A 24,183-nucleotide genomic window follows, 5' to 3' on the forward strand; every position below is an offset into this window, starting at 1 on the left:
TCAATTAAAACATGTTAAGGAGGCGCTTCCCATTATCCAGGTCGGTAAAATCAATCAGCTCAATGTAGCTAACCTTGCCTCTTTTGGGGTCTATCTCGATGCCGGGACAGGTAACCGCAAAGATAATGTTCTGCTGCCGGGAAATGAATGCCCTGACGACATCAAAGAAGGGGATAATTTAGAGGTATTCATTTACCATGATTCGGAAGACCGCTTGATCGCTACACGCCAAAAGCCCTTAGCCCAAGCGGGAGAACTTGCCTATCTCAACGTTACCGCCAAGACAAAATTTGGCGCTTTCCTGGACTTTGGCCTGGAACGAGGTCTCTTTCTGCCCTTCCGGGAACAAAAATACCCTATAGAAGTGGATAAAAGTTATCTTGTTTACCTTTATTTAGATAAAAGCGGACGCTTATCTTCCACAACGGATATCACTGACTTTCTCAGCTCCGCTTCTCCTTATCAAAAAAGCGACTCCGTTACAGGAACCGTCTACCAGATTCATCCCGACATCGGCGTTTTTGTAGCAGTGGATAATCAATACCTGGGCCTGATTCCCCGTACGGAAAATTATTCAGATCTCAAATGGGGGGACCGGGTCCAGGCTCGTGTGATTCGAGTCCGGGACGACGGAAAACTGGACCTTTCTTCCCGCAATCTCTCCCACCAACAGATGAACGTGGATGCCGAGCTTCTCATCAACGCCATGAATGCCCACGGCGGAATACTTCCCCTCAATGAAAAAGCCAGCCCCGAGGAGATCGAAAAAGTTTTTCACCTGAGCAAAGCCGCCTTTAAACGGGCAGTGGGAACCCTGCTCAAGAGCGGGCGCATCAAAAAGCATGGTGATGAGCTCCGGCTTCCCTGAGCTATGAGCTTTAGATAGCCAAAACAAACAACGGCAGACGCCTGTCCCTTAGAGGATGGTATCTGCCGTTCTCTTATGTCAAAAGCTGGCCTCCAGGATTTTGTTTACACTGATCGCTCAATAAGCTGCGCGGACAAAACTAAAAGGACCCGCAAAGCTACGCCCCCAGCAGAGCCGCCTTTTCATCCTCTGCCGCTCCTTAAATCAAATGAACAACCGCCATAAAGGTCAAAATCATCACTTCCAGCAAAAGCACCGGCTTTAAAATCTTAAAAAGATCGGCTTTGAAATACTCCGCGGTGACAATCAGACAGAGATGGGCCGGTGACAGCATAGCTCCGGCAATCGCCATGATATAAGCGACTGTAGCCGTCTCCAGATTTCCGGGGTAAAACGCCGAAAGGATGGGGAAAATAACGGCCACCGCTCCCTGAGGGGAACCGGTGAGCAAGGCTACGATCAAAGATCCCAGACCCAGCATGACGACAACCGGAATATTTGTCCCCTGAAAAAAGGCAATAAGCTCCTGGACGATTCCGGATACCGTTAAGACATGTTGGAAAAACAAAATGCCCAAAATACCCCAAAGAATCTTCTTTTCAAAGGCTTCCCGAAGCATGGTGACAAGCTGCTGCCTGGTAAAGCCCAGGATGATCACCATACCTGACACGACTATGCCCATGGAAAGAGCGGCACTTAAATCAAAGGCAACCACTAAGATAATATTTACCAGGATGGGACCTACTCCAAGCAGAAAATAATGGAACGGACTCCTGATCTTTAAAGAATCGGCCTGATTTTTGCCGCAATCTAGATCCTTGACTGAATCATTTTGGACAGCAGGCCCACTCTGAAACCCTTTGCCCGTCAGAATAAATACCACCCCAAGGAGTAAGGCAAGCAGAGTATAGCCGATCATATCGGCCACAAAGGTGCCTAAAGGTATGCCTGTAATTTGGCTTGCCAGGAGAACTCCCGGAATAATCGGGTTGCCATACTCCCAAATATGACGAAACCAATAATTGATTGCGCCTTTTTTCTCAGGAGACAGCGAAAATTTCTTGCTTGCCTGCTCTACCATGGGGGCTGAGAAGATCGCTCCTCCCAAAGAAGGAAGCAAGCCCAGGAAGGTGGGCATAAAGGCCAGCAGGACGCGGTCGCTGCGCAGCAAGGGTTTCATGGCGGCCATGAAGCCTTCGATAATGCCGGTGGTCCGCAAAAGGTGTTCCAGGCACATGACAAAATACATGGCAAAGACGACTTCCCAGGTGCCGACCTCCCGCAGGGTCGTCTGAATGGCGGCATCGGCTTTGCCTAAGGTTGGCGATGATATCAGGAATAAGACTATCGACCCGGCCAGCATGGCATGGCCGATTTGGACTTTTTTGCGCAGCAGCCAAACAACCATGGCTAATGTAACACTAATTTTTGCTATGACAAACACAGACTTCAGCGTCCCTTCTTTAGTACCTGTGACACTTAAACCACACCATCATGTTCAGTTTACCAGCCGCCTTTTGTTCTCCAAAACTCGGGACGCAATAAAATGAGCAAAGTAAATAACTCCAAACGGCCGAGCAGCATACAAAGTGACAATATAAATTTACCGAAGAGTGTGATACCCGAATACGTTGTGGTCGGACCTACTAAGCCAAAACCGGGCCCCACATTGCCCAATGAAGCAGCTACCGCACTCATGGCGTCAAAAGGCTCAAGTCCTGTTCCTGCCATAACAATAGTGGCTAAGGCAAAAATCCCTACATAAAGGAAGAAAAACACACTGACCATATTAACAGCGACAGCATCCACAGCTCTCCCATCCAGTTTGATGCTGGATACTGCACGGGGATGCAATCCGCGGGTTAATACGGCCCAAACATGCTTCGAAAGCAACATAATTCGGGATACTTTCATCCCTCCTGTAGTGGAACCGGCGCACCCGCCGACAAACATCAGCGCCAGGAGAGTTAACTTGGTAATGGCAGGCCACTGATTATAATCCGTAGAGGCGAAGCCCGTCCCCGTAACCAGCGAGACCACTTGAAACAAGGCATGCCGCACGGCATAATCAGGCGGTTTATCGTGAGTCAGCCATAATCCTCCCACAATCAGCAAGGTGCTGAACATGATAATCGAAAGATAAGTAATAAACTCCGTATTCTTAAACGGCTTAAAGCTCTTCTTCGTCCAAGCCTCCAAATAAATACGGAAATTCCCCCCGGCAATGATAATAAACAGGATCACCACAAGTTCAATCCCCAGGCTATTATAGTACATCATACTTGTATTTTTGGTGGAAAATCCCCCGGCAGAAATAGTGGAGAAACCATGGTTTATGGCATCAAACAGACTCATGCCCGCCAACATAAGCAGAGCAACAAGGATGACGGTAAAAAAGGCATAGATTTTCCAAATGGTAATTGCTGTGTCGCGAATCCGGGGCATCGTACGCTTGCCCAACGGACCCGGCACTTCCGCATTGAATAAATGCACTGCACCAAAACCCGTACTGGGCAGCAAAATGATGAAGAGGACAATAATCCCTATTCCGCCCAGCCAATGGGTGATACTTCGCCAAAGCAGGATGGATAAGGGCAATGCCTCAACATCATCAATCACACTGGAACCCGTGGTTGTCAACCCGGAGACGGATTCAAACAGAGCATCGATATAAGTGGGCACACTATCCGAGATCCAAAAGGGCAAAGCCCCGAGCAAAGAGGTCAGAAGCCAGGCCCCGCCGACAATGACAAAGCTTTCTCTAATACTCATTTTTTCTTGGGTAGGTTTCCGAAAATAAACCATGGCAGCGCCCAGACAAGCAGTAATCAAGAGGGTCAGTAAAAAAGCCCACGTGCTGTCTTCATTCTTAAATGCCGCCAGGACCAAAGGAACGAACATAGTCAAGGCATATCCCATGAGAAGCCTGCCAACGATCCCTTGCACAAGCGAATAATTCATTCTGTTCTGCTCCCTCGCTTAAGACTCAAGAGGTCAAAACCTCTACCAAACCTTTCCCTTTCCCCAAAATTCAGGACGAAAGATAATGAGCAAAGTAAAAAACTCCAGGCGTCCCAACAGCATACACACTGTGAGTACGATCTTCCCTAAGAGGCTGATACCGGCAAAGGTCGTAGTCGGTCCAACCGTTCCAAACCCCGGGCCCACATTTCCTAAAGTCGCAGCCACCGCACTCATGGCCTCGAAGGGCGATAATCCCGTGCTTGCCGCAACAATGATGCTTGCTCCGGTAAAGGTCACGATATAGAGAAAGAAAAAAATCCCCACCCGGCTTAGATTTTCCGTATCAATAACCTTATCATCGAGTTTTATACTGGAGACAACCCGGGGATGGATCCCCCTCTTCAGCTCTGCCCAAGTGGCTTTAACCAAAAGAATAATGCGGGAAACCTTCATCCCTCCTGAGGTGGAGCCCGCACTCCCACCAATGAACATAAGGAGAAATAGGATGATTTTGGTCATAGAAGGCCACTGATCGAAATCCACGGAAGCATAACCTGTGGTTGTCATAATACTGGCTACTTGAAATAAGGCATGGCGAAAAGCATAGCCCGGCGAATTGCCGGCATTAGACCATAGGCTCCCGGCAATCAGCAAAGTGGCCGCTATAATAATCAACAGATAGACCATCAATTCTGTATTACGAAAGGCCTTCATAGTTTTCTTGCGCCAAACGGTCAAATAAATCACGAAATTTGCACCTGAAAAAATCATAAAAAAAGCAACGATCATTTCGATGGTCAAACTATTGTAATACATAATGCTGGTATTTTTAGTCGAAAAACCGCCCGTGGCAATGGTTGCGAAGGCGTGATTCAGCGCGTCCAGGAAACTCATTCCAGCCATCCAGAGCAGCACAGCGCAGATCGCCGTAAAAATCAAATAGATCTTCCATAAAGCAGCCGCGGTATCACGAATACGCGGCATAACCCGGTCATTCGTGGGACCAGGAACTTCTGCGTTAAAAAGGAGAACCGATCCCATTCCGGTTTTCGGGAGCAATACAATAAAAAGAACGATGATTCCCAATCCACCGACCCAATGGGTTAAGCTCCGCCACAAAAGGATGGATTGAGGTAAAGCCTCCACATCACTGATAACGCTGGCTCCGGTGGTCGTAAGACCTGATACCGTCTCAAACAGAGCATCAATATACGTGGGAACCACATCGGCAAACCAATAAGGCAGGGCTCCTGTGAAGGAGGCGAGAAGCCAAGCCCCGGTGACAGCTGCAAAGGCTTCCCGGACCCCAAATTTCATTTCGGTGAGCTTAAACCGCCTCATAAGAAAAAAACCTGGAATCCCGATAATTATTATTGAAAGTAAGAAGGAATAAACACTCCATTCCCCTAAAACAACGGCCAAGGTCAAAGGAATACACATGGCGCCTGCATAAATAACCAGGAGCTTGCCAAGCAACCCCAGAATGACTGGAAGATTCATCTTATTTACTCTCCAATTTATTCTCAAATAATCGAACAACAGTAGGGACCGTATCCGGCAGGGCAAAGATAATGGCTCTGTCTCCCGGCTTCAGTACCGTCTCACCGTTAGGGATGATGATTTCTTCATCGCGAACGATACTGCCGATCAACGAGTTTTTGGGGAGCTTTGCATCTTTTAATTTTTTATGGGTCACCTGACTTAAAGGCGGGATGATGATTTCCATGGCTTCCGCTTTGGCCCCTTCCAGAAGAGACACAGAGACTACATCGGAGCGGCGGACATAGCGAAGGATCACTCCGGCCGTGAGAATACGGGGGGATAGGACGACATCGACCCCTACTTTTTCCATGAGAGAAATATAATCGGGACGACCCACCCGGACAAAGGTCCGCGGCGCACCCAGATGTTTAGCCAGTAAGGCAATCAGGAGATTGAGCTTATCATCATCGGTCAGGCATAAGACAGCGTCCGCTTCCCCTACCCCTTCTTCAGTCAATAATTCGATATCCGTTCCTTCCCCGCATAAAACCAATCCCTCATCCAAGGATTCCGCCAATTCCTGACAACGCTCCATATCCTTATCGATGATCTTCACGGCTATATCGGACTTTTCCAGGATCATGGCCAAATGACGGCCGATTCTGCCGGCCCCAATAATCAGGACTCTTTCCACCTTCGATTTTCTGACCGTAAAATGATCCTCAATCTTCTTGATTGCGGACACCTCCCCGACAAAGAAAACACAATCATTGGGTAATAGCATATCCGAGCCATGAGGAATCAACATCCGGCCATTTCTTAAGATACCCGCCACCAGGGTATGGGAGGGTAAGGTTAATTGGGTTAAAGACGTGTTAATCAACTTCGAGTCAGAAGGCATTTTTACTTCGATCATCCTTACCCTGTCTCCGGCAAAGTCCTCCACATCCAGAGCGGATGGGGTGAGAAGAATACGTTTTATTTCCAGGGCGGTGACCATCTCAGGATTAATAGTCAGGTCGATCCCCAAAGCTTCATTAAACTTAATCTTATCCTTTTCCGCATACTCCTGATTCCTGACCCGGGCAATGGTCCTTTTAATCCCCACTTGCTTGGCTGCCATACAGGCAATCATATTCACCTCATCCATATCGGTTACGGCAATCATAAGCTCAGCCTTGCGGACTTCAGGGTCCAGCAGCACTCTTGGACTGGCGCCGTTTCCGGAAATCGTCATCACATCCAAAGTATTCTGCACGATAGCCCTGCGTTCTTCATTCTCTTCAATGACAATAACTTCATGATCCTCTTGGGTTAAATACTGAGCCAGGCTGTAACCAACTTTACCGGCTCCGACGATTACCACACGCACTAATATAACCTCCATCACACCAAATCAATAGCTTAGAATTTCCTTTCATATCATCATAGTACAAGGCTCAGGTTCTATCAAGTCCAACCTGCTGCCGAAAACCGTTAAAGAAGAAAAAATATCCAGAAAAGAATGTTTCCTCCCCATAACTCATAAATATAATTGCAAAAAAATTATTTTGGGGGAAGTATGCTGAAGAAGATTAAAAAACCTACCTGGTCAACTTTTTTGGTTTCCGGATCGACGGCAGTTTTCGCCATCATATCCCTGATTAGCGTTTTTATCACCATCAATACCTGGCAGACTCAAAGAGAGGCAGCACGGCCTTACTTTTCCTTCAAAGAATCCCCAAGCATTCAATTGACCCATGATGTCAGTTTTGAATTTAAATTTGTTAACGTAGGCACCCACCCGGCAACGGAACTTACCAGCAAGACCTTGGTTTTTCCTGAAAATTTGCAGGAACAGCCGATTTTAATCGATACTTATAGTGTCGTCAATGATATTCCCAGAGATACCGCCACAAGTCTTCTCTTACATCTCGATCCCAGTCAGTTGTATCCTGCAGCTCCCGATCTGGATGCTTATTATATCGTCATCAGTTTAGATTATCGAGATCCTATACTTAAGGAAACCTATCATCAGATCATCTTTCTCAAATGGCCCGGGGTAAATCATGGACATGTCCAACCCCTGATTCACATGGAAGCAGGTGAAAAAACGCAAGTTATTCAATACATTCAGAACAGAGATCTTCTTTCCCTTCCTTAGAGACCATGCTGAAATTTTGATTTAGGATCCTTTACTGCTTGATTTTTACCCCGCATTTGATTAAGATGTTCATCATGCAGGCGTAATTCTGGCGTAATTTTTAGGAAGGGATCCTGTTTTTATGGAGCAAATCACTACAATAAAGCTAAAAGTTCACCAATTCATCCATATTCTTCTGCCAATTCTGATTTCCCAGGTTGCTTTGTTCTCCATGTCTTTTTTTGACACAGCAATGTCGGGACAAGCCAGCTCCGTCGATCTGGCTGGAGTTGCCATCGGCGCCAGTCTATGGGCACCTGCCAGCACTGGATTAGGCGGGATATTAATTGCGATCACACCTATCGTCGGACATTTATTAGGCGCCAAAAGAAGGAACGAGGTTCCTTACAATGTCCTGCAAGGAATTTATCTGGCTCTGGCCATCGCTTTCCTTTTAATTGTGGCGGGAGCCATGAGCTTGGATGGACTGCTCTCCCTTATGAATCTGGAGCCCCAGGTGCGTTTTATAGCACGAGGCTATCTTCTGGCCATAGCTTTTGGCATTCCTCCCTATTTTGTGCACCAAGTGCTGCGGAGCTTCATTGATGCGTTAGGCTATACACGAATTACCATGCTGATCACTCTCCTATCCCTGCCTATTAATATCTGCCTCAATTATATATTCATCTTTGGCAAATTTGGTCTGCCGGCCTTTGGCGGCATAGGAGCCGGTATAGCCACCTCGATGACGTATTATTGCTTGATGCTCATTGCTTTGTTCATTATTCACCGTCATCCCTATTTCAAAGAATTTGCGCTCTTCAAGCGCCTCCCTCCACTCTCCTGGAAAACCTGGCTGAAACAATTGAAAATCGGCATCCCCATCGGCTTTTCTATTTTCTTCGAGACCGGCATGTTTTGCGCGGTAACCTTGCTTATGAGCCGGTTTAATACTGTAACTATAGCCGCCCATCAAGGCGCCATGAATTTTGCCTCCATGATCTACATGATTCCTTTAAGCTTCTCTATGGCTTTAACGATTCTGGTCGGATTTGAAGTAGGGGCTCGCCGCTATCATGACGCCCGCCAGTATTCCTTGATCGGGTTGGCTTTTTCCTTCTCCATAGCACTTCTCACCGCTCTCCTGCTTTTTCTGTTCAAAGAGCAAGTGGCCTGGCTCTATTCCAAGGAATGGGATGTGATCCTCCTGGCCAAACAGTTTCTCATTTATGCCATCTTCTTTCAGTTTTCCGATGCCCTGGCTACACCCATTCAAGGAATTCTGCGCGGTTATAAGGATGTCAACCTTCCTTTTATCACTTCCCTCATCTCCTATTGGTTCATTGCCCTGCCGATTGGTTACTTTTTGGCGGCCTATACCAGCTTTGGAGCCTTTGGCTTCTGGATTGGCCTGATTTCAGGAATTACTACCAACGCTTGCTGCCTATTGCTTAGGTTAAGGTATATTCTGCGTCGTCAGGTCGCTGTTTAATCCCAAGTGCCCGCGAGCTGATTCTCCAGGATTTTGCTTTACACCGTTCGCTCCATAAGCTGCGCGGACAAAACTAACGCTCAAGCTCTCCGCTCCGAAAGGGTCCCGGCTAAATCGGCTCCTGCCTCATAGCCGGTTGGAAACGTCCTGTTTCCAACCTTTCTCCGCTGCATGCTTTTCGCGAAGTTTTGTTTCCACTCGCTTAAATTCGCTCCCTTGTGTACATCAAAATCCTTGGGCTGCTTTTCGGGTCTGAAGGTTCAGTTAAGCTGCATAGAAGTCCAAACATGCAAAAAGAATCCCCTTGGATTATGGCATTCCATAATCCAAGGGGATTTTCTTTTGCTATCAGATTTCCTGTCGCTCCAGGAAGCTTTGGCCGATTTTACTCGATCACTTCGCCGCTTGCCAGGCGATTTCTTAATTCCCCGATCATATTGGGCACATCGATCTGCATGGGGCAACGCTCCACACAGCGCCCGCAGCGCAGACAGGTATGGATTTGCGGTGCGGTAGCTTCTAATCCTCCGGAGGTAAAGACATTCCAGATGGTGCCGATACCGCCCAGATACGTTTCACCAAAGGTTCCTGCCGTGATTTGGAAGACAGGACATTCATACATGCAGCCTCCACAGCGCAGGCAATGGGATGCTTGTTTGAAGTCATCATCCACAGCCATTTTCTCCCGGCCGTTATCGACGAAGATGACATAAAACTCTTTGGGACCGTGGGCACCGTAAGTGGTCACTTTTTCGATATCCCCGGTTTTGCTTGGCCCGGTGACGATATTGACATAAGAAGGCACACCATACTGGGCATACCGCCAGGTCACTTCAGCGACTTTCATCGCTTCCTGGAAGGTAGGCACCAATTTCTCGGTTCCTACAATCATCAGGTGAACCGGAGGAACCGCTGTTGACAAGCGCACATTGCCTTCATTTTCAATGATCACAAAAGCCCCGGTGTCGGCCGCCACCACATTGGCCGAACTGATGCCCACATCAGCGGTAAAATATTTTTCACGCATAAACTCCCGGACAATGGCCACCTCTTTGGCAATATCAGGTTCCACTTCTTTGCCAAAGAATTGGGTAAAGATTTCCGCCACCTTTTCCCGGGGAACATGAATCGCTGGGGAAAGGATATGCATGGGACGATCTTTTTTCAGCTGCAAAATGAATTCCCCGAGATCCGTTTCCCAAACTTCAATGCCCTCTTCCTCTAAGTACTCCCGGAGATGGAGTTCTTCCCCTAACATGCTTTTGCCCTTAACGACAGTTTTCCCTTTACCAATGATCTCCGCGGCCATCACTAAGGCTTCCTGTTTATCCTTGGCATAGAAGGCTTTCCCTTTATTGCGTTCAACCGCCTCCATAGCCTGAGCAAGAAGTTCCTGCCGCTGAGCGACAGAACGGCGTTTGATCTCCCGCACTTCTTCGGCGAGAGCCGGCGTATGGGGAAAACGCTCCATGGTGCTGTCCGTGGTTTCACGATAGGCTTTTACCGCCCGGGAGATGGCTTTGCGAATATTCTCATCATGCTTGGCACGATCGATCTCTTTGGAGTACTCTTTAAATTCTTTTCTCATCCCACTATCCCCTTATATAAGAATTCGATCAAGTCGGCAATGCCATGTTGGTCCTTTTTAGCTATGGCACCTTGCAAAGAAGATAGACAGTACGGACAAGAGGTTAAGATGAGGTCCGCTCCTGTGTCCTGCAGCTCCCCAACCCGTCTTTCCGCTATAGTATGAGACAGCTCAGGGAACATAAATTTATTGGGACCGCCGCAACAGGTTGTCCAGGCACGGTTGCGCATGGGTTCCTTGAATTCAACCCCCATGGCATCCAGGATCTCCCTTATCTCTTCTGTAACCCCTAAGTCACGGGCAAGCCGGCAGGAATCATGGATGACAACGGATTGCTGTGCAGCTATTTTTGGCAATTTGTGCCTTTGTTCCCATACCAGCTCAACAAAAGTCTTTACTTCAAGATCATGATGAACTCCGAATTTGGGATACATAATTTTTATGACTTCCGCGGCATGAGGAGAAAGGCAAACGATGGTCTTGGCCTGGGTTCCTTTAAGAACTTTAGTGACCTTTTGGGCATAAGCGGCAAAGTCATCCCAATACCCCAGTTCATACAACAAAGCCCCGCTGTAAAGTTCTTCATCCCCTGAATAACATAGATCATAGCCCAAACTTTGCAGAATCCGCGCCGCTTTTAAGGAGACTTGATTAAAGCGCTCCTTATCTGAAGCCAGTACGGAAGCATAGATCTTCTCAGGGGCGATGCCTGTTTTTTCTACAATGTTCCGCACACCCATCAGCATAGAAAATCCGGCGCTGTTGGGATCCATTACGGTCATGGTTTTCACCAGGGAGTCTATATAGGGAAGAAGCTGATACTCACCACCGGTGTAAAAAAGAAGATTCCCAGTCTTAGGTAACTTAAGTTCCTTAGCCCAGGAAGAAACTTCGCTTCCCTTGAGAGCTAAAGGATTTCCGTATTTGACAATATTACCGCGAATTAATTCTAATACAGGTGGCATCTTGCGCTCCACCGTTGTCGGCATTTCAATAGGATTGGTTGCCACTATCATCCACCGCCTTCTCCGCTGATCGTATAATTATAGATTACTTAAAACGAGATGTCCTTGTAAACACAAAGTCTCTATGTATTATGTATTATTACACCATAATTACCTAGAGAATGGATACAAAGAGAATTATACTATAGCTCATTCCCTTTTTTCAACACATAAAGTATAGCTTTATTTTTTAATGTACATCATACTTCCCCAGCGTGGATGGCTCGAATAATGGAGTTGGCTAAAACTCCGGCTCCAAAGCCATTGTCGATGTTAACCACTCCTATTCCGGCTGAACAGCTGTTCAGCATAGCCAGCAAAGCGGCTAACCCTCCGAAACTGGCCCCATAGCCGACACTGGTAGGAACAGCAATCACCGGCTTATCGGTTAACCCGCCCACCACACTGGCCAGGGCCCCTTCCATACCGGCCACAACAATCAGCACCTGAGCCTCATCCAGCCTCTCTTTATTATCGAAAAGCCGGTGAATGCCCGCCACACCGACATCGTATAACCGCTCTACCCCACACCCCATGATCTCCGCCGTTATGGCCGCCTCCTCCGCTACCGGCAAATCCGCTGTCCCCGCACTTAAGACCAGAACTCTCCCTCTCTTGGGAATCGCTTCTTTAACAATGGTGATGACACGGGCCAGCTCGGAATAGGAAGCCTCAGGAATAGCGGCCTGCACCGCTGCATAGACTTCAGGGGTGGCCCGGGTGGCCAGGATATTATGACTACGCTGACCAAGATTCGCTAAAATCTCAATAATATGCTCCTTCGCTTTCCCCTGACAAAAGACGACTTCAGGAAACCCATTGCGCAAAGCCCGGTGATGATCTACTTTGGCAAACCCCAAATCTTCATAAGGCAGATTTTTAAGCTCCAGCAGGGCACTGTCGCAGGATATCTGACCATCCTTTACTCCCTGCAATAATGCTCTCAATTGTTCTTCGTTCATCCCTTACCTCCATGACCAATGATGGTAAATTATAGCACATTTAGGCGGGGATTAAAAATTAAAAAATAGAAGAGACAGCTCATCGTATGAGCCGCCCCTTCTGACATTTCTCCAATCAAGGTTTTAAATTATAACTAATAAATCGCTACCGGCCCATGAGGACCAGCGATAATTTCGATTTTCGTTTCGAAAATATCTGTCAAAACTTCCGGGTCCATCACCTCTTCCACTGTTCCAAAAGCGGCAATTTGCCCATCTTTCATAGCACAAATTCGGTCAGAATATTTGGCGGCGAAATTTATATCATGAAGAACAGTCAAAATTGTTCTGCCGAATTCATTAGCGGCATGCCGCAAATGCTCCATCATTTGCACAGAACGGGCAACATCGAGATTGTTCAGCGGCTCATCCAAAAGCACATATTCAGTCTCCTGACACAAAACCATGGCTACATAGGCCCTTTGCCTTTGACCACCGGAAAGCTCATCTAAATATCTACTTTCCAGATCAGTCAAACCTAAAAAATCGATATATTTAGAAATAATCGCCTCATCCTCTTTCGTTAATCTTCCCTTTGAATAAGGGAAACGTCCAAATCCAACTAATTGTCTGACCGTAAGCCTCGTTACAAAGTGATTTTCTTGTCGTAAAATAGTCAAAACTTTGGCTAAATCTGCTGACTTGGATTCAGAAACATCCATATTGGCCACCTTAATTTGGCCTTCATCCATATCCAAAAGTCTTCCGATCATCAAAAGTGTCGTAGACTTGCCAGCACCATTGGGTCCAATTAATGAAGTAAGACCGGCTTTGGGTATATTAATATGCAAAGGTCCTATTTTCACCTCATCGGTATACACCTTTTTAACCTGATCAATCTTAATCATAACGTTCCCTTCCTTAAAATCACAATTAAAAATGTTATGCCGCCAAACAACTCGATAATAATTGAAACCACGCCTTGAGCATTGAATATATGATACATAAAGAAGTAGGCAGCCGTTATGATCAAAAATCCTATGGCAAGAGCCATGGGAAAAATATATCTGTGATCATAAGTTGGTGCCGCCTGATAACACAAGGTTGCCACTAAAAATCCATAGAAAGTAAGCGGTCCGACCAGAGCCGTGGAAATTGACATCAAAACAGCAACTAATATAAGGGTATAAATGACGCTGAATTGCTGATTAACCCCCAAAGAAGTGCTGGCATTCTTGCCCAGAGACAATACATTTAATTTTTTAGAATAAGCAAGGAGAAGCAGTGACGCAATGATGACAACGGGAATGGCCACAGGAAAGTATCCAGCATCCGCATTATTAACCGAACCAAACAATCTGGTCAATAAAATATCAAATTCAGACGGCGCAAGCAGCCTTCTCATAAAAGATGATAAAGACTTCAGCCCGGTGCCAATAATAACTCCAACCAAAAGCATAAGTTGTAAATTTCCATACTTTCCAGAAAGCAACCAGCCATAAAGTATCAAACACATCAAGACCATAGCCACAACTTGAAATACAAAGGAGCCAACACCATTAAAACCTATAAAGGCACCAGCACCAAAGAAAAATATTGTACTCGTATGAATTGTTGCGTAAAGTGCTTCAAAACCTAAAAGTGAAGGGGTGATAATCCTATTATTCGTAATCGATTGGAAAGCAACCGTCGACAAACTCTGACAGACTGCCGCAATGATCATGGCAACAAGAGCTACCAGCCTTCGTTTAACAACCGGGATAAAAGAAGGGGAATCTACCGGAACCGGATTGTTATAAACCAAAAGTCCATAGCTAGCAAAAATCCCCAAAGCAATCAATGTTATCAGCAAAATCCAATAACGTTTTTCCTCTTTCTTAGAACGAAAAGCCCTGGCTGATCTTTCTTTATTATGAAGGCTAGAGTCGATTTCGCTGTTTTCTTTATGACTATAGACTAATTCGCTCATCTTAGCCTCCTTTGTCTCAATAAAATAGCAATAAACAGGACTGCTCCCACTGTTCCAAGTATCAAAGAGACAGGCACTTCAAAAGGCATGATGATTATTCGAGAAATTATGTCACAAAGTGTTATCGTCCCCATTCCCAACACACATACCCAAGGCAAATTACTTCTAAGATCATCACCTCTGTACATAGAAACAATGTTAGGGACAATTAAACCTAAAAAGGGCAAATTGCCAATAACAGCTGCCACAATGCCAACTGCAAAGGAAATAAGGGCAGTACCCAGAAGAACTATCCTATTATAATTTAAGCCAAGACTTTTTGTAACATCTTCCCCCAGCCCAGCTAAGGTCAATCGATCAGCATAGATGAAAATAAGAACAGTAGCAATAATAATCAGCCATAGGTATTCATACCTGCCAATTTGAACCGGTGCAAATGAACCTACAAACCAGGTTTCAATATTTTGCGTCATATGAAAAACCAGACCAACAAAAGTGGAAACTGCAGAAATAACTGCTCCCAGCATCATCCCAATAATCGGAACAATTAAAGACGAACGCAGTTTAACTCTTCTTAAGAACAAAAAGAAAATCATCGTCCCTACAAAAGAAAAAATGATGGCACCCGTCATTCTCTGCACCAAAGTTGGTGCAGGAAAAAACAAATAAACAAAAACAAGCCCCAAACCCGCCCATTCAATGGTTCCTGTTGTAGTAGGTTCAACCAGACGGTTCTGTGTAACAAGCTGCATTACCAGTCCTGACATGGCCATGGCAGCTCCCGTAAGCATTAGTGCCGCTGTTCTTGGCACACGGGTTATGAAAAACATTTCCCTTCCATCCGCTTGTCCTTTTATGTCATAAACTCCAGTAAACAATGATATAATACCGACAGCAACAACAGCCAGAACCGCCAATGCAAACGGTTTTGTCCATATTTTATTGTGATTATAACGCTGGGGCTGAGAATTCTCAGCCCCAGCCATTTTTTGTATGGTATTCCCCGGCACTATGTTGTACTCCTTTATACTACTTAGTTAAAGCCTTGGCAAGTTCTTCAAATAACTCCAGATAAGTTTGTATTGATTCATTTGTGTAAGTATCTTTTGGCGCATAAACTATCTGCCCTTTAGAAACAGCAGTTGTTTTTTGCAGAGCAGGTGATTTATCGATGACATCCTGAGCCGGAACTGCATCAGTCATCGAAGATACTGCAGCATCACGATCCAGTACAAAAATCCAATCAGGATTACTTTGGGCAATAGCTTCAACAGACACATCATCACCTTGGTGATCTGAAGAGGCACCGTCAATTTTTAATGCCGGAGTCCAGCCAAAAATTTCATACATTGGTCCCCAAACACGTCCGGAATGAGGAGCTGAAAAGCCAATATTTCCACCGGAAACCACAACACTCATCACTGTATCCGTCCCATTATAGGCAGACTTAGCCTCTGCGATAGCTTGATCAAAATCAGCTACCAATTGTTCAGCCTCTTTATTTTTATCGAAAATTTGCCCCAAAGCGATTGTAGAATCCTTAAGTCCATTGACTAAGTTTTCTCCAGGTGCATCCGCTTCTGTAGAAACATCAAAATTAAGATCAATAACAGCTGCATTGGGCACTAGCTTTTTGATATCGTCATAAAATCTGGCAAATCTCTGACCAACAATGACAAGTTCAGGGTCTACAGCTGCTATAATTTCAAGATTTGGTTCACCATGACTGCCAATATCCTGAACTGACTCATCCTTTACATAGGGGGAATCCGCAGGCATTACAGGCTTTGGCACAGCCGCTAATTCAATTCCCCAATCAGATAAAGTTTCAAATGTTCTATTGTCCAAAGCAACCACATTCTTGGGATTTACAGGAACAGTAACGGTTCCATGAACATCAGTGATTTCAACTGTTGAAGCTTCGCTTACTTGATCATTGCCTTGAGGGTTAACCGTTTGATTGCTTGAATTTGTGCAAGCTGTCAGCATCAAAGCAAAAGTTGCTATAATAACAGCTGATTTAAAAAATTTAGATTTTCTCATTCATCTCTCTCCTTTTAATCCAAGGTTTTCTTTACCGGCGTTAATGGGTCAAATTTTCTGGCGAATGGCTCACTTTTTTTCTTGACGTTGGCAATTGCAATTTGGTATATTCAAAGAAATTAGTGATAATAATTATCATTGTCATTAACGCTTGTTTAAGACTATATCATCACTCATCCCTAAAAATCTTAACTAAATTTGTTTTTCCCAGGTGAAGTTATGTACTTTTCTTATTTGAACTAAACGGGTTAAAAGGAGGCGCTCATGGACAAAAAAAGAACTATAAACCCACCGGTTTATAGTCCTCATGTAAAAAAAGCCGTCGATTTTACTTATCAAAACCTCAACGAAGAATTAAGCCTGGAAAGGGTCACCGAGCATCTCAATCTCAACAAATCCTATTTTTGCAAGCTGTTTAAGCACCATATGGGTACGACCTACACCAAATTCGTCAACGAGCTGCGCATTGAACAAGGTAAACAGCTGTTGCTGGAAACTGAATTATCCATTCTCGATATCGCCCTTGCTCTGGGCTACAATAACCCTAATTACTTTATCAAGGCATTTAAACAGCATTTGGGAACCACTCCCCTTAAGTATCGCAAAGAAAGGGAAAGCTAAACTCGAAAACGATAGCCTGCTCCCCAGACGGTTTCAATATATTGGGGCTTGGAAGGGTCTATCTCCGTTTTCTCGCGAATCCGGGCAATATGCACAGTAACCGTTGCCGAATCTCCTAATGATTCCAATCCCCAGATCCGCTCAAAAAGCTCTTCCCTGCCAAAAACCCGGTTGGGGTTTTGCGCTAAATATAACAGCAAGTCAAATTCTTTCTGGGCAAGGTTCACTTCCTGATGGTTAACAAAGACTCGCCGTGAGTCTTTTTCGATTTTCAGCCCCCGGATGGTAATGGATTGGCGCTTTTTGATCCCAGCATTAAAGCGTTCTTTAAGCCGTTCATAATTTTCAATATGGGCTTTGACCCGGGCCACCAGCTCCCCCGGACTGAAGGGCTTCGTGATATAGTCATCAGCTCCCAGGCTTAAGCCTTTGATCTTATCGATCTCCTCTTTTTTGGCTGAGACCAATAAAACGGGAATATCCTTATCCTCTTTCATACTCTTGAGAATTTCCAGTCCATCTAAGCCGGGCAGCATGATGTCGAGAATGATTAAGTCGAATTCATTGTTCTGGATAGCTCTCAACCCTTCTACTCCGTCCGTGGAGAGAGTGACATCAAAACCTGCCACCTCCAGATAATCTCTTTCCAGCTCAGCAATACTGGAGTCATCCTCGACGATTAAAATGCGTTTCATGTTTGGCCCTCCTTGAGTAGTGTCTTCTTGTGTCTTTGGGTAGTGTCTTCCTGTGTCCTTGGGTATTCTCTCCTGAATCCTTGGGTATACTTCCCCTGAATCCTCAGGTATTCTTATGGTGAAAATATCTGGGTCGCGTAGCTTCACCCACAACAGTCACTCCATAGCTCCGGAGCTGGCCAACTCGCCTTCTTAACAGCTACGCCAAACCCCGCTGCTTTCTTACGAAAATAGATTCCTACTTTGCATTGGGTTATTCTTCAGCTGGCTTGTAAAACCTGATAGCCCTTTGCTTGAAGTTGTCTGATGAGACGCTGTTCCTTCTGTCTCTCACGCTCCATCATGTATTCTGTTCCGAGTTCCCTATAGGTTTCTCTCGTCACTAAAATCCGATAGGCAATCCGAAGAATCAGATGGCCCAGAGCCAGTAAAGCCTTCTTTTTACCCATCCGTTTAACCCATCGCCAATAGGTTGCGGATAAACGAGAGTTTTTTACTTTAGAAGCAGCCCATGCGCATTCACATAATACCGCTTTTAACGCTTTGTTTCCTGCGGAAACACTCCCTCTTTTTTTTTACCTGCGCTTTCATTATTGCCGGGTGATACTCCAGCCCAGGAAGACAGCTGACTATCTGTAGGAAAGACAGACATATCTGCCCCCAACTCAGCGATCATGATCGCTGAAGACGTCTGATTTATACCGGGTATTGAGGTTAATAGCTCGACCTCTTGCTGGTATGGAGCCATACATTCACTTATTTTCTGCTCCACGTTAATCAGGCTCTGTTCTAAAAACTTCAAGTGACTCCATGAATATCGAATCATGTCCCGGTGATGGCTCCGCAGTCGATGATTTAAAGCATCCGCTAAACCCGGTATCTTGCTTTTAACCTTACCTTTCACCATCTGGTTAAGCTTTTCTACGGTAATCACTTCTCCATCCATCAGGGACTCCATAATATTGCGTCCTGAAACCCCGAAAATATCGGAAATATAGGTGGTGATCTTGATATTGGCATCCTGCAAAATTTTATGAATGCGGTTTTTCTCTTGGGTTGCATCCTGAAGGAGTTTTTTCCGATATCGGGTTAAGTCTCTCAGATCACGGATTTCCGCCGGTGGTACAAAGCTTCCTTCAATTAATCCGCTTCGAAGAAGTTGGGCAATCCATTCCGCATCTTTGACGTCCGTTTTCCGCCCGGGTAGGTTCTTAATGCGTTGAGCATTGGCCAAACTCAGTTGAAACGACCCTGCCTCAAGAATATTCCAAACCGGTTTCCAATACACTCCGGTACTTTCCATGGCGACATGCGAGCATTTCTCTTCTTCCAACCAATCGGTAAGCGCCAGAAGGTCAGATGTGGTCGTACTAAACGTCCGGATCGTCTTTTTAGGCTTAGATTCCAAGGAACCAAAGAGGATACAGGCTACCACCGTTTCTTGATGAACATCCAGTCCCGCGCAGCATTCCAGAATAGCATCCATTGAAGATCACCTCCTAATAACGTAGGTGAGTGCGTCCAACAACAAGCCTACTTGAAATTTCTTACCCGTGCTCGTGGCACAATCTTCTGTGCTTAAATGTTGTTGGAACCAGTTTCTGCATCGGGGTATCATCCACCATAAAGCAAACGGCTAACAGCACCCACCTTACTATGATTATCTCAGTTTAATGCTGTTAGGAAAAGCCTTCGCCTATTTTCATTCCCCTCTGTGAAATGAAATTTCATAAGTGTTTCTGCATGTTAACCGTGGCTTCGCTATGTTAAGAAGGCTTCGTTGGCCCGGTCGCTCCTCCGCTAAAGCCGTTCCCTTTTGTGGGCAAAGCTACGGCTTGCAGGTCTTTTCAGCTCACATTTTAGGCCTTCTGGCGATCTTTTTGGGATCTCCTCGAGACGAGACCTTCTCAAGATTCTTCCTGTAGCCGCCGGTCATGCCGCCAGCGGCATCGGCGAAAGCTGCCGAAACAGCCTTATCCATCAACGCCTTTCTCAAGCCTAAACCCTGAAGCCCGAGAAGCAGCCCAAGGATTTTGCTTTACAAAAGGGAGCGGATTTAAGCGAGCGGTGTAAAGCAAAATCCTGGAGACTGCCCCCTCAGCTCCGGGGCAGCGAGATCAGCACACTGGTCCCTTTACCCTCCCGGCTGACAGCCCATATCCGGCCTTCATGCCCTTCCACGATCTGTTTGGCGATAGCCAGGCCCAGTCCGCTGCCTTTGATTTCAGTGCGGGCCGTATCCGAGCGATAAAACCGCTCAAAGATCTGAGCCACATCTTTTTTCGGTATCCCCCGGCCATTATCCTTAATTTCGATGATGACGCTGGAATGGGTTTCCCGCAAGGATAGGGTGATGACACCCTCTTCTTTATCCATATACTTACGGGAATTATCGATGATATTCAGAATGACCCGCATCATGCGTTCCCGATCCAGGGGAATTTCCTGAGCTGAGGTAAGCTCAGATTCGAAGAGAATTTTAATCCCGTTTCTCTCCATCTCCGGTTCTATTTCCTGAAGTCCGTCATCTAAAAATTCCCCGATGTTGGTTTTTTCAAAACTAAAGGGAATTTGGTTAAGATCCAGTTTGGCATAGAGCAGCAAGTCGTCGATCATAGTATCCACTTGCTCCGCCTTGCGGTAAATCGTCTTTAAGTATTTTTCTTTCTTTTCCGGAGAATTGGCAATACCGTCCAACAGCCCTTCCACATAGCCTTTAATGGAGGTCACCGGGGTCTTTAAGTCGTGAGAAATACTGGATATGAGCATCTTGCGGTTATCCTCATACTTAAGCTGGGTATGCACAGAATTCTTTAACTGAATACGCATGCGCTCAAGGTCGCGGCATAGTTCCCGCACCTCTTGGTCCCCTTCTTCGACGATTTCATAATCCAAATTGCCTAAAGTGATTTCCATGGCCGCTTTCTGCAGGTTGTTAAGGGGGGTAAGAATTCGCAAAGAAAAATAGTAGGAGGCAATGGAATTGGCGCCGATAAAAGACAAAAGAAATACCAAGCCGCTAAAGATTAAAAAATTCGTCATATCAAAGGAGGCCGGATTGATCGGAACAAGGAGATAGAGGGTAGTTTGCTTCTCCGCTTGCGCCTCGTCACGAGATACATCAAAGGACTGAACAGTGTAAGACTGGGTTCCCAAATCCACCCGGGCACTGCGGAATTGTATCGCCGGTTTCTTCAATTTAACTACATCGATGGCCGTTAAGTTGTGGGAGGAAAAAAGCACCCTTTCCCCTTCCAGCACCACGACTTCACCATCCAGGATATCCATCCGCGCCTGGAGCTCCTTTTGAAAGGAGCTGTCCTTGATTTTCTCAGGATTTTGGCGAAGAACACTATTCTCACGGCCGACTAATTCCATAGTCAGCTGAGCAACCTCCTGAGTATTGTGAATGGCCTGCTCTGTATCCGCCAGCTTGCCGGCAATATAAATATAAGCCATAGCGCTAATAACCGTAATCATCACCGGGAGGATTACGGTTAAAGCATTGGCTGAAATAAGTCGTCCTTTCAGATTCATCCTGTCACCTTAAAATTCTTTTTTGTCAAAAAGATAGTAGGCTCCTGTAAAAAACAGCAGAGCATATCCCAACATCAAGAGGAATTGCCGTATTATCTTCATCAGGGGAAATGAGTTGGCCAACCAAAGATTATACCAATCAAAATAGGATGTCAGAAGAATTCCGGAATATTGAGAAAAAAGCATGCCCAGGCCTTTAAAAAGAATGAAGGCTAAAATCGATACGAAAAAAACCGAAATACCGCTCTTCAGAACATTAGCCAGGAAAACGATGCCTAAGGCCAATACAAATAAAGGAATAAAGCTTACTGTGTAGGAGAGTGTGCTTTGCCATATCCCTTTGAAACTCATCGTACCGCCGTCAAATACAAACCCTGCCAATAAAGAAAAGAGCAGCAAGAGGCCCAGATTGGCTAAGATAAAGATACCGATAGCCGATACTTTCGCTGAAAACAGCTTAAAACGGCTCACAGGCCTTGTCAAGGTTATACGCATGGTATTTTGAGCAAACTCTCCGGAGAAGCTGTCAATGGCTACCAAGGCCGCAAAGAGAGGCAGAAGAGTATTAACAGCCACCGACAGGACCAGCATGGAAAAATCCGCGCTGCCTGCTCCGCGAATACCAAACCCTAAGCGAACCCCTAAGACCAAAAGCTGCCCTACGACAATCACCAGCAAAGAAAGAATAACCGCCACCATTACTTTCTTTTTCTTGCGTAATTTCTCAAGTTCATTGATTAATGCTGCTTGAAACACGGCCATTGCGCTCTACCTCACTCACAAAATAATTCTCCAGGGTGGCGTAATTTTTTAGAATATCTTCAGTGGTCTGAACATTGAGAAGCATCCCGTTATAAATAACGCCAATCTTGTTACAGGTTAATTCCACATCGTGAATTAAATGACTGGAGATAAAAAAAGTGGTCCGCTCCTGTTCGGCCAAATATAAAATCAACTTGCGGATATCGATCATTCCTTCGACATCAAGACCGTTTAAAGGCTCATCAAGAATAACCACTTTAGGCCGGGACAGAATGGCCGCCGAAAGTCCCAGGCGTTGTTTCATACCCAGAGAGAACCGTTTCGGCTTCTCATTCTTATAGCGGAGCATTCCCGTTAATTCCAGGACTTCTTCGATTCGTTGCCCATCCACATCCGGATAAAACCGGGCCAGTTGTCTGAGATTATCGTAAGCGCTGAGATAAGGATAGGTCTCCGGTATTTCAATGATACAGCCCACATGAGCCATTGCTTTTTCATAATCTTCCAGTATACTGTGACCAAATATCTTAACATCACCCCGATCCGGAGCAATCAATCCTGTCATAATTTTCATGGCCGTGGTCTTCCCTGCGCCATTGGGACCAAGAAAACCGAAAATCTCGCCTTCATAAATATCCAGACTGAGATCGTTGATACCACGACCATTCTTATAAAGCTTCGTGAGATTTTGAATCTCAATGACTTTTTCCATATGCTAACCTCCAAATGAAGCCCCTAAAGGAGCTGCCGGAGTCCCACTCCGGCAGCTCAAGCTATTTTGCGCTAATTATTCCAAAACCGGATTAAAGGTTGAGTCATACATCAGGTTCATATTCGAATAATCGTTATTGATATAGAAGTTTATTTTACCCATATAGTTATCAAGGTAAATATGCCCTTCCCTGTTGCTTCCCTCTCCGGCGGAGCCTTCAAAGCTTGCGTCACGCATATCCTCACTTAAGAACTTCGCATTAAAGGTGAAGTCTTCGCTCTTATTGACTGAGCTTACGTAGTCCGCTTTATATACTTCCTGATAGCGGCCGGTGATGCCATTTTGATCAATATTGGTGATCTCCAGGATTCTCTCCCCGGCTTTCACCAGTCGTCCGTCTTTTTCCGTAATGATATCATTCTTAAAGGTCCCCACAAATTTCTGAGGATTGCTCATCACATTGCGATCCTTAATGATATCTTTGACCACTTCCTGGCCGGTAAGATCCGGTTTCGTGACAACAGTAGTATTGATATCTTTAATAGTGCCCAAAACTTCGACAGTCAACTCATGAACCTGACCGTCCGCATCTTTACCGGTTATGGTTGCCTGAGCCAGCAGATTCTGCAACGCTCCTGCTTCATCAATGCTGGCGGAGCCTGTCACTTCCTTCACGGCGATATCTTTGGTCATCCGTGGCCAGCCATTCTCCATTCTGGAATCATGAAATTCTTGCTTGATTGCAAAGGAGGATACGGCATTGATCAAGGTAGGAATCTGCATTTCCGAAAGAGATCCTGACAATTCCTTTGAGCCGTCGGGATTTTCCTTGACAATCACATGATCTTTCAGACTTCCCACGACGGCATCGATGATCCGTTCCACATCTTCAAACTCGTCTTCGGCAAAAGGATTATCAAAGGCCTGAAAATTCCGTCCCTCCGGATATTCCCCCACATAGATCTTGTTGTCACCCTTACTTTTGCGAATCGTGGTGTTATTGTCATTATAATAATAATGATTGAACACCTGGCCTTGGAAGTCCTCAGAAGTATTGGTACTTTCCGTAGCATTCTTGATCCGATCAGTTTTCTCTACCGAGCTTTCGGATTGCAGGACTTTTCCATCAGCTTTAAGTACTGCGGTCATTTCAATAGTATAATTGCTATACTCGCTGCCGGCCTTTTCCGCAGTCATCTTTATGCCATCCTTGAGTTGATCATAGCCGCTTTTGCTGACGATATCGGCAAAGGCTGTGGTGGCAAACAGCAAAGCGCCTATGGTAAAACCGGCAATGATTGCTGTTTTCTTTTTTAATTTCACATTGATTCCTCCTTTTACTTTGTGGAAGCTTCCCTTAGCTTTATTCTAACCTTCGTGTCT

At 45.5% G+C, this 24,183-nt stretch carries 23 protein-coding genes and 1 pseudogene; 4 read left to right on the top strand and 20 right to left on the bottom strand.

Translation table 11 applies throughout. The features are described 5' to 3' along the window. Positions 1–31: 31 nt before the first annotated feature. A complete protein-coding gene (locus tag DHAF_RS14490) occupies positions 32–868 on the top strand; it encodes a CvfB family protein (RefSeq protein ID WP_015944292.1) in 837 nt (278 codons plus the stop codon). A gap of 199 nt (positions 869–1,067) precedes the next feature. Here DHAF_RS14490 and DHAF_RS14495 read toward each other — a convergent pair whose 3' ends face one another. The 4 genes from DHAF_RS14495 to trkA are packed head-to-tail and all read right to left on the bottom strand — an operon-like array spanning position 1,068 to position 6,686. Next, complete coding sequence (locus DHAF_RS14495; RefSeq protein ID WP_015944293.1) at positions 1,068–2,312, bottom strand: DUF401 family protein; 1,245 nt, start codon at positions 2,310–2,312, stop codon at positions 1,068–1,070. A gap of 59 nt (positions 2,313–2,371) precedes the next feature. After that, positions 2,372–3,829 (bottom strand): TrkH family potassium uptake protein, encoded by a 1,458-nt coding sequence (locus DHAF_RS14500; protein WP_005812212.1) that lies wholly within the window; start codon positions 3,827–3,829, stop codon positions 2,372–2,374. A gap of 42 nt (positions 3,830–3,871) precedes the next feature. Continuing rightward, positions 3,872–5,332, bottom strand: a complete 1,461-nt coding sequence (locus DHAF_RS14505; protein WP_005812211.1) for a TrkH family potassium uptake protein — start codon at positions 5,330–5,332, stop codon at positions 3,872–3,874. 1 nt (position 5,333) lies between these two features. Further along, entirely contained in the window at positions 5,334–6,686 is a 1,353-nt protein-coding gene (gene trkA, locus DHAF_RS14510; RefSeq protein WP_011459869.1) for a Trk system potassium transporter TrkA, read from the bottom strand. A 189-nt stretch (positions 6,687–6,875) separates the two neighbouring features. Here trkA and DHAF_RS14515 point away from each other — a divergent pair, with 189 nt between their 5' ends. Together DHAF_RS14515 and DHAF_RS14520 are read left to right on the top strand one after the other, a co-directional pair. After that, positions 6,876–7,457: a hypothetical protein gene (locus tag DHAF_RS14515; RefSeq protein ID WP_005812208.1), complete on the top strand. Its 582-nt coding sequence runs from the start codon at positions 6,876–6,878 to the stop codon at positions 7,455–7,457. Between the two features lie 121 nt (positions 7,458–7,578). Further along, positions 7,579–8,928 carry an MATE family efflux transporter gene (locus DHAF_RS14520; protein WP_005812207.1) on the top strand — a complete coding sequence of 450 codons (1,350 nt, stop codon included), beginning with the start codon at positions 7,579–7,581 and terminating at the stop codon, positions 8,926–8,928. Here the strand turns inward: DHAF_RS14520 and DHAF_RS26685 are convergent. From DHAF_RS26685 to DHAF_RS14555, 8 genes and pseudogenes are all read right to left on the bottom strand, one after another. After that, positions 8,893–9,085: pseudogene (locus DHAF_RS26685) on the bottom strand (hypothetical protein). The gene DHAF_RS14520 and the pseudogene DHAF_RS26685 sit on opposite strands and share 36 nt — an antisense overlap. A 228-nt stretch (positions 9,086–9,313) precedes the next feature. Beyond that, entirely contained in the window at positions 9,314–10,516 is a 1,203-nt protein-coding gene (locus tag DHAF_RS14525; RefSeq protein WP_005812206.1) for an LUD domain-containing protein, read from the bottom strand. After that, positions 10,513–11,532 carry a (Fe-S)-binding protein gene (locus DHAF_RS14530; protein ID WP_005812204.1) on the bottom strand — a complete coding sequence of 340 codons (1,020 nt, stop codon included), beginning with the start codon at positions 11,530–11,532 and terminating at the stop codon, positions 10,513–10,515. Before DHAF_RS14530 ends, DHAF_RS14525 begins: the two co-directional genes overlap by 4 nt. 188 nt (positions 11,533–11,720) lie before the next feature. Then, positions 11,721–12,482, bottom strand: a complete 762-nt coding sequence (gene larB / locus DHAF_RS14535) for a nickel pincer cofactor biosynthesis protein LarB (RefSeq protein WP_005812203.1) — start codon at positions 12,480–12,482, stop codon at positions 11,721–11,723. Between the two features lie 134 nt (positions 12,483–12,616). Continuing rightward, complete coding sequence (locus DHAF_RS14540) at positions 12,617–13,369, bottom strand: iron ABC transporter ATP-binding protein (protein ID WP_005812201.1); 753 nt, start codon at positions 13,367–13,369, stop codon at positions 12,617–12,619. Then, positions 13,366–14,430 carry an iron chelate uptake ABC transporter family permease subunit gene (locus DHAF_RS14545; protein ID WP_005812200.1) on the bottom strand — a complete coding sequence of 355 codons (1,065 nt, stop codon included), beginning with the start codon at positions 14,428–14,430 and terminating at the stop codon, positions 13,366–13,368. The genes DHAF_RS14540 and DHAF_RS14545 overlap by 4 nt, the downstream gene beginning before the upstream one ends. After that, positions 14,427–15,440, bottom strand: a complete 1,014-nt coding sequence (locus DHAF_RS14550; protein WP_011459872.1) for an ABC transporter permease — start codon at positions 15,438–15,440, stop codon at positions 14,427–14,429. Before DHAF_RS14550 ends, DHAF_RS14545 begins: the two co-directional genes overlap by 4 nt. Positions 15,441–15,459: 19 nt before the next feature. Next, positions 15,460–16,473: a siderophore ABC transporter substrate-binding protein gene (locus DHAF_RS14555; protein ID WP_005812197.1), complete on the bottom strand. Its 1,014-nt coding sequence runs from the start codon at positions 16,471–16,473 to the stop codon at positions 15,460–15,462. A gap of 264 nt (positions 16,474–16,737) precedes the next feature. On the opposite strand from DHAF_RS14555, the gene DHAF_RS14560 reads away from it, so the two are divergent. Continuing rightward, entirely contained in the window at positions 16,738–17,094 is a 357-nt protein-coding gene (locus DHAF_RS14560) for a helix-turn-helix domain-containing protein (RefSeq protein ID WP_005812196.1), read from the top strand. Here DHAF_RS14560 and DHAF_RS14565 read toward each other — a convergent pair. The 8 genes from DHAF_RS14565 to DHAF_RS14595 all read right to left on the bottom strand — a co-directional run bounded on the left by DHAF_RS14565 (position 17,091) and on the right by DHAF_RS14595 (position 24,123). Then, on the bottom strand, positions 17,091–17,789 hold the full coding sequence (locus DHAF_RS14565; RefSeq protein WP_011459873.1) for a response regulator transcription factor: 699 nt from the start codon (positions 17,787–17,789) through the stop codon (positions 17,091–17,093). The two genes, DHAF_RS14560 and DHAF_RS14565, sit on opposite strands and share 4 nt — an antisense overlap. Positions 17,790–18,049: 260 nt before the next feature. After that, positions 18,050–18,238: a hypothetical protein gene (locus DHAF_RS26440; protein ID WP_242659887.1), complete on the bottom strand. Its 189-nt coding sequence runs from the start codon at positions 18,236–18,238 to the stop codon at positions 18,050–18,052. Between the two features lie 86 nt (positions 18,239–18,324). Continuing rightward, a complete protein-coding gene (locus DHAF_RS14575) occupies positions 18,325–19,275 on the bottom strand; it encodes an IS110 family RNA-guided transposase (protein ID WP_035248859.1) in 951 nt (316 codons plus the stop codon). A gap of 366 nt (positions 19,276–19,641) precedes the next feature. Beyond that, a complete protein-coding gene (locus DHAF_RS25915) occupies positions 19,642–19,785 on the bottom strand; it encodes a hypothetical protein (protein ID WP_157385261.1) in 144 nt (47 codons plus the stop codon). A 101-nt stretch (positions 19,786–19,886) separates the two neighbouring features. After that, entirely contained in the window at positions 19,887–21,326 is a 1,440-nt protein-coding gene (locus tag DHAF_RS14580; RefSeq protein WP_015944295.1) for a sensor histidine kinase, read from the bottom strand. Between the two features lie 9 nt (positions 21,327–21,335). Beyond that, complete coding sequence (locus tag DHAF_RS14585; protein ID WP_005812189.1) at positions 21,336–22,088, bottom strand: ABC transporter permease; 753 nt, start codon at positions 22,086–22,088, stop codon at positions 21,336–21,338. After that, a complete protein-coding gene (locus DHAF_RS14590) occupies positions 22,057–22,800 on the bottom strand; it encodes an ABC transporter ATP-binding protein (RefSeq protein ID WP_005812187.1) in 744 nt (247 codons plus the stop codon). The genes DHAF_RS14585 and DHAF_RS14590 overlap by 32 nt, the downstream gene beginning before the upstream one ends. A gap of 75 nt (positions 22,801–22,875) precedes the next feature. Then, on the bottom strand, positions 22,876–24,123 hold the full coding sequence (locus DHAF_RS14595) for a hypothetical protein (protein ID WP_005812185.1): 1,248 nt from the start codon (positions 24,121–24,123) through the stop codon (positions 22,876–22,878). Positions 24,124–24,183 lie beyond the last annotated feature (60 nt).

It is taken from the genome of Desulfitobacterium hafniense DCB-2, from assembly GCF_000021925.1.
Classification (GTDB): Bacteria; Bacillota; Desulfitobacteriia; order Desulfitobacteriales; family Desulfitobacteriaceae; genus Desulfitobacterium; species Desulfitobacterium hafniense.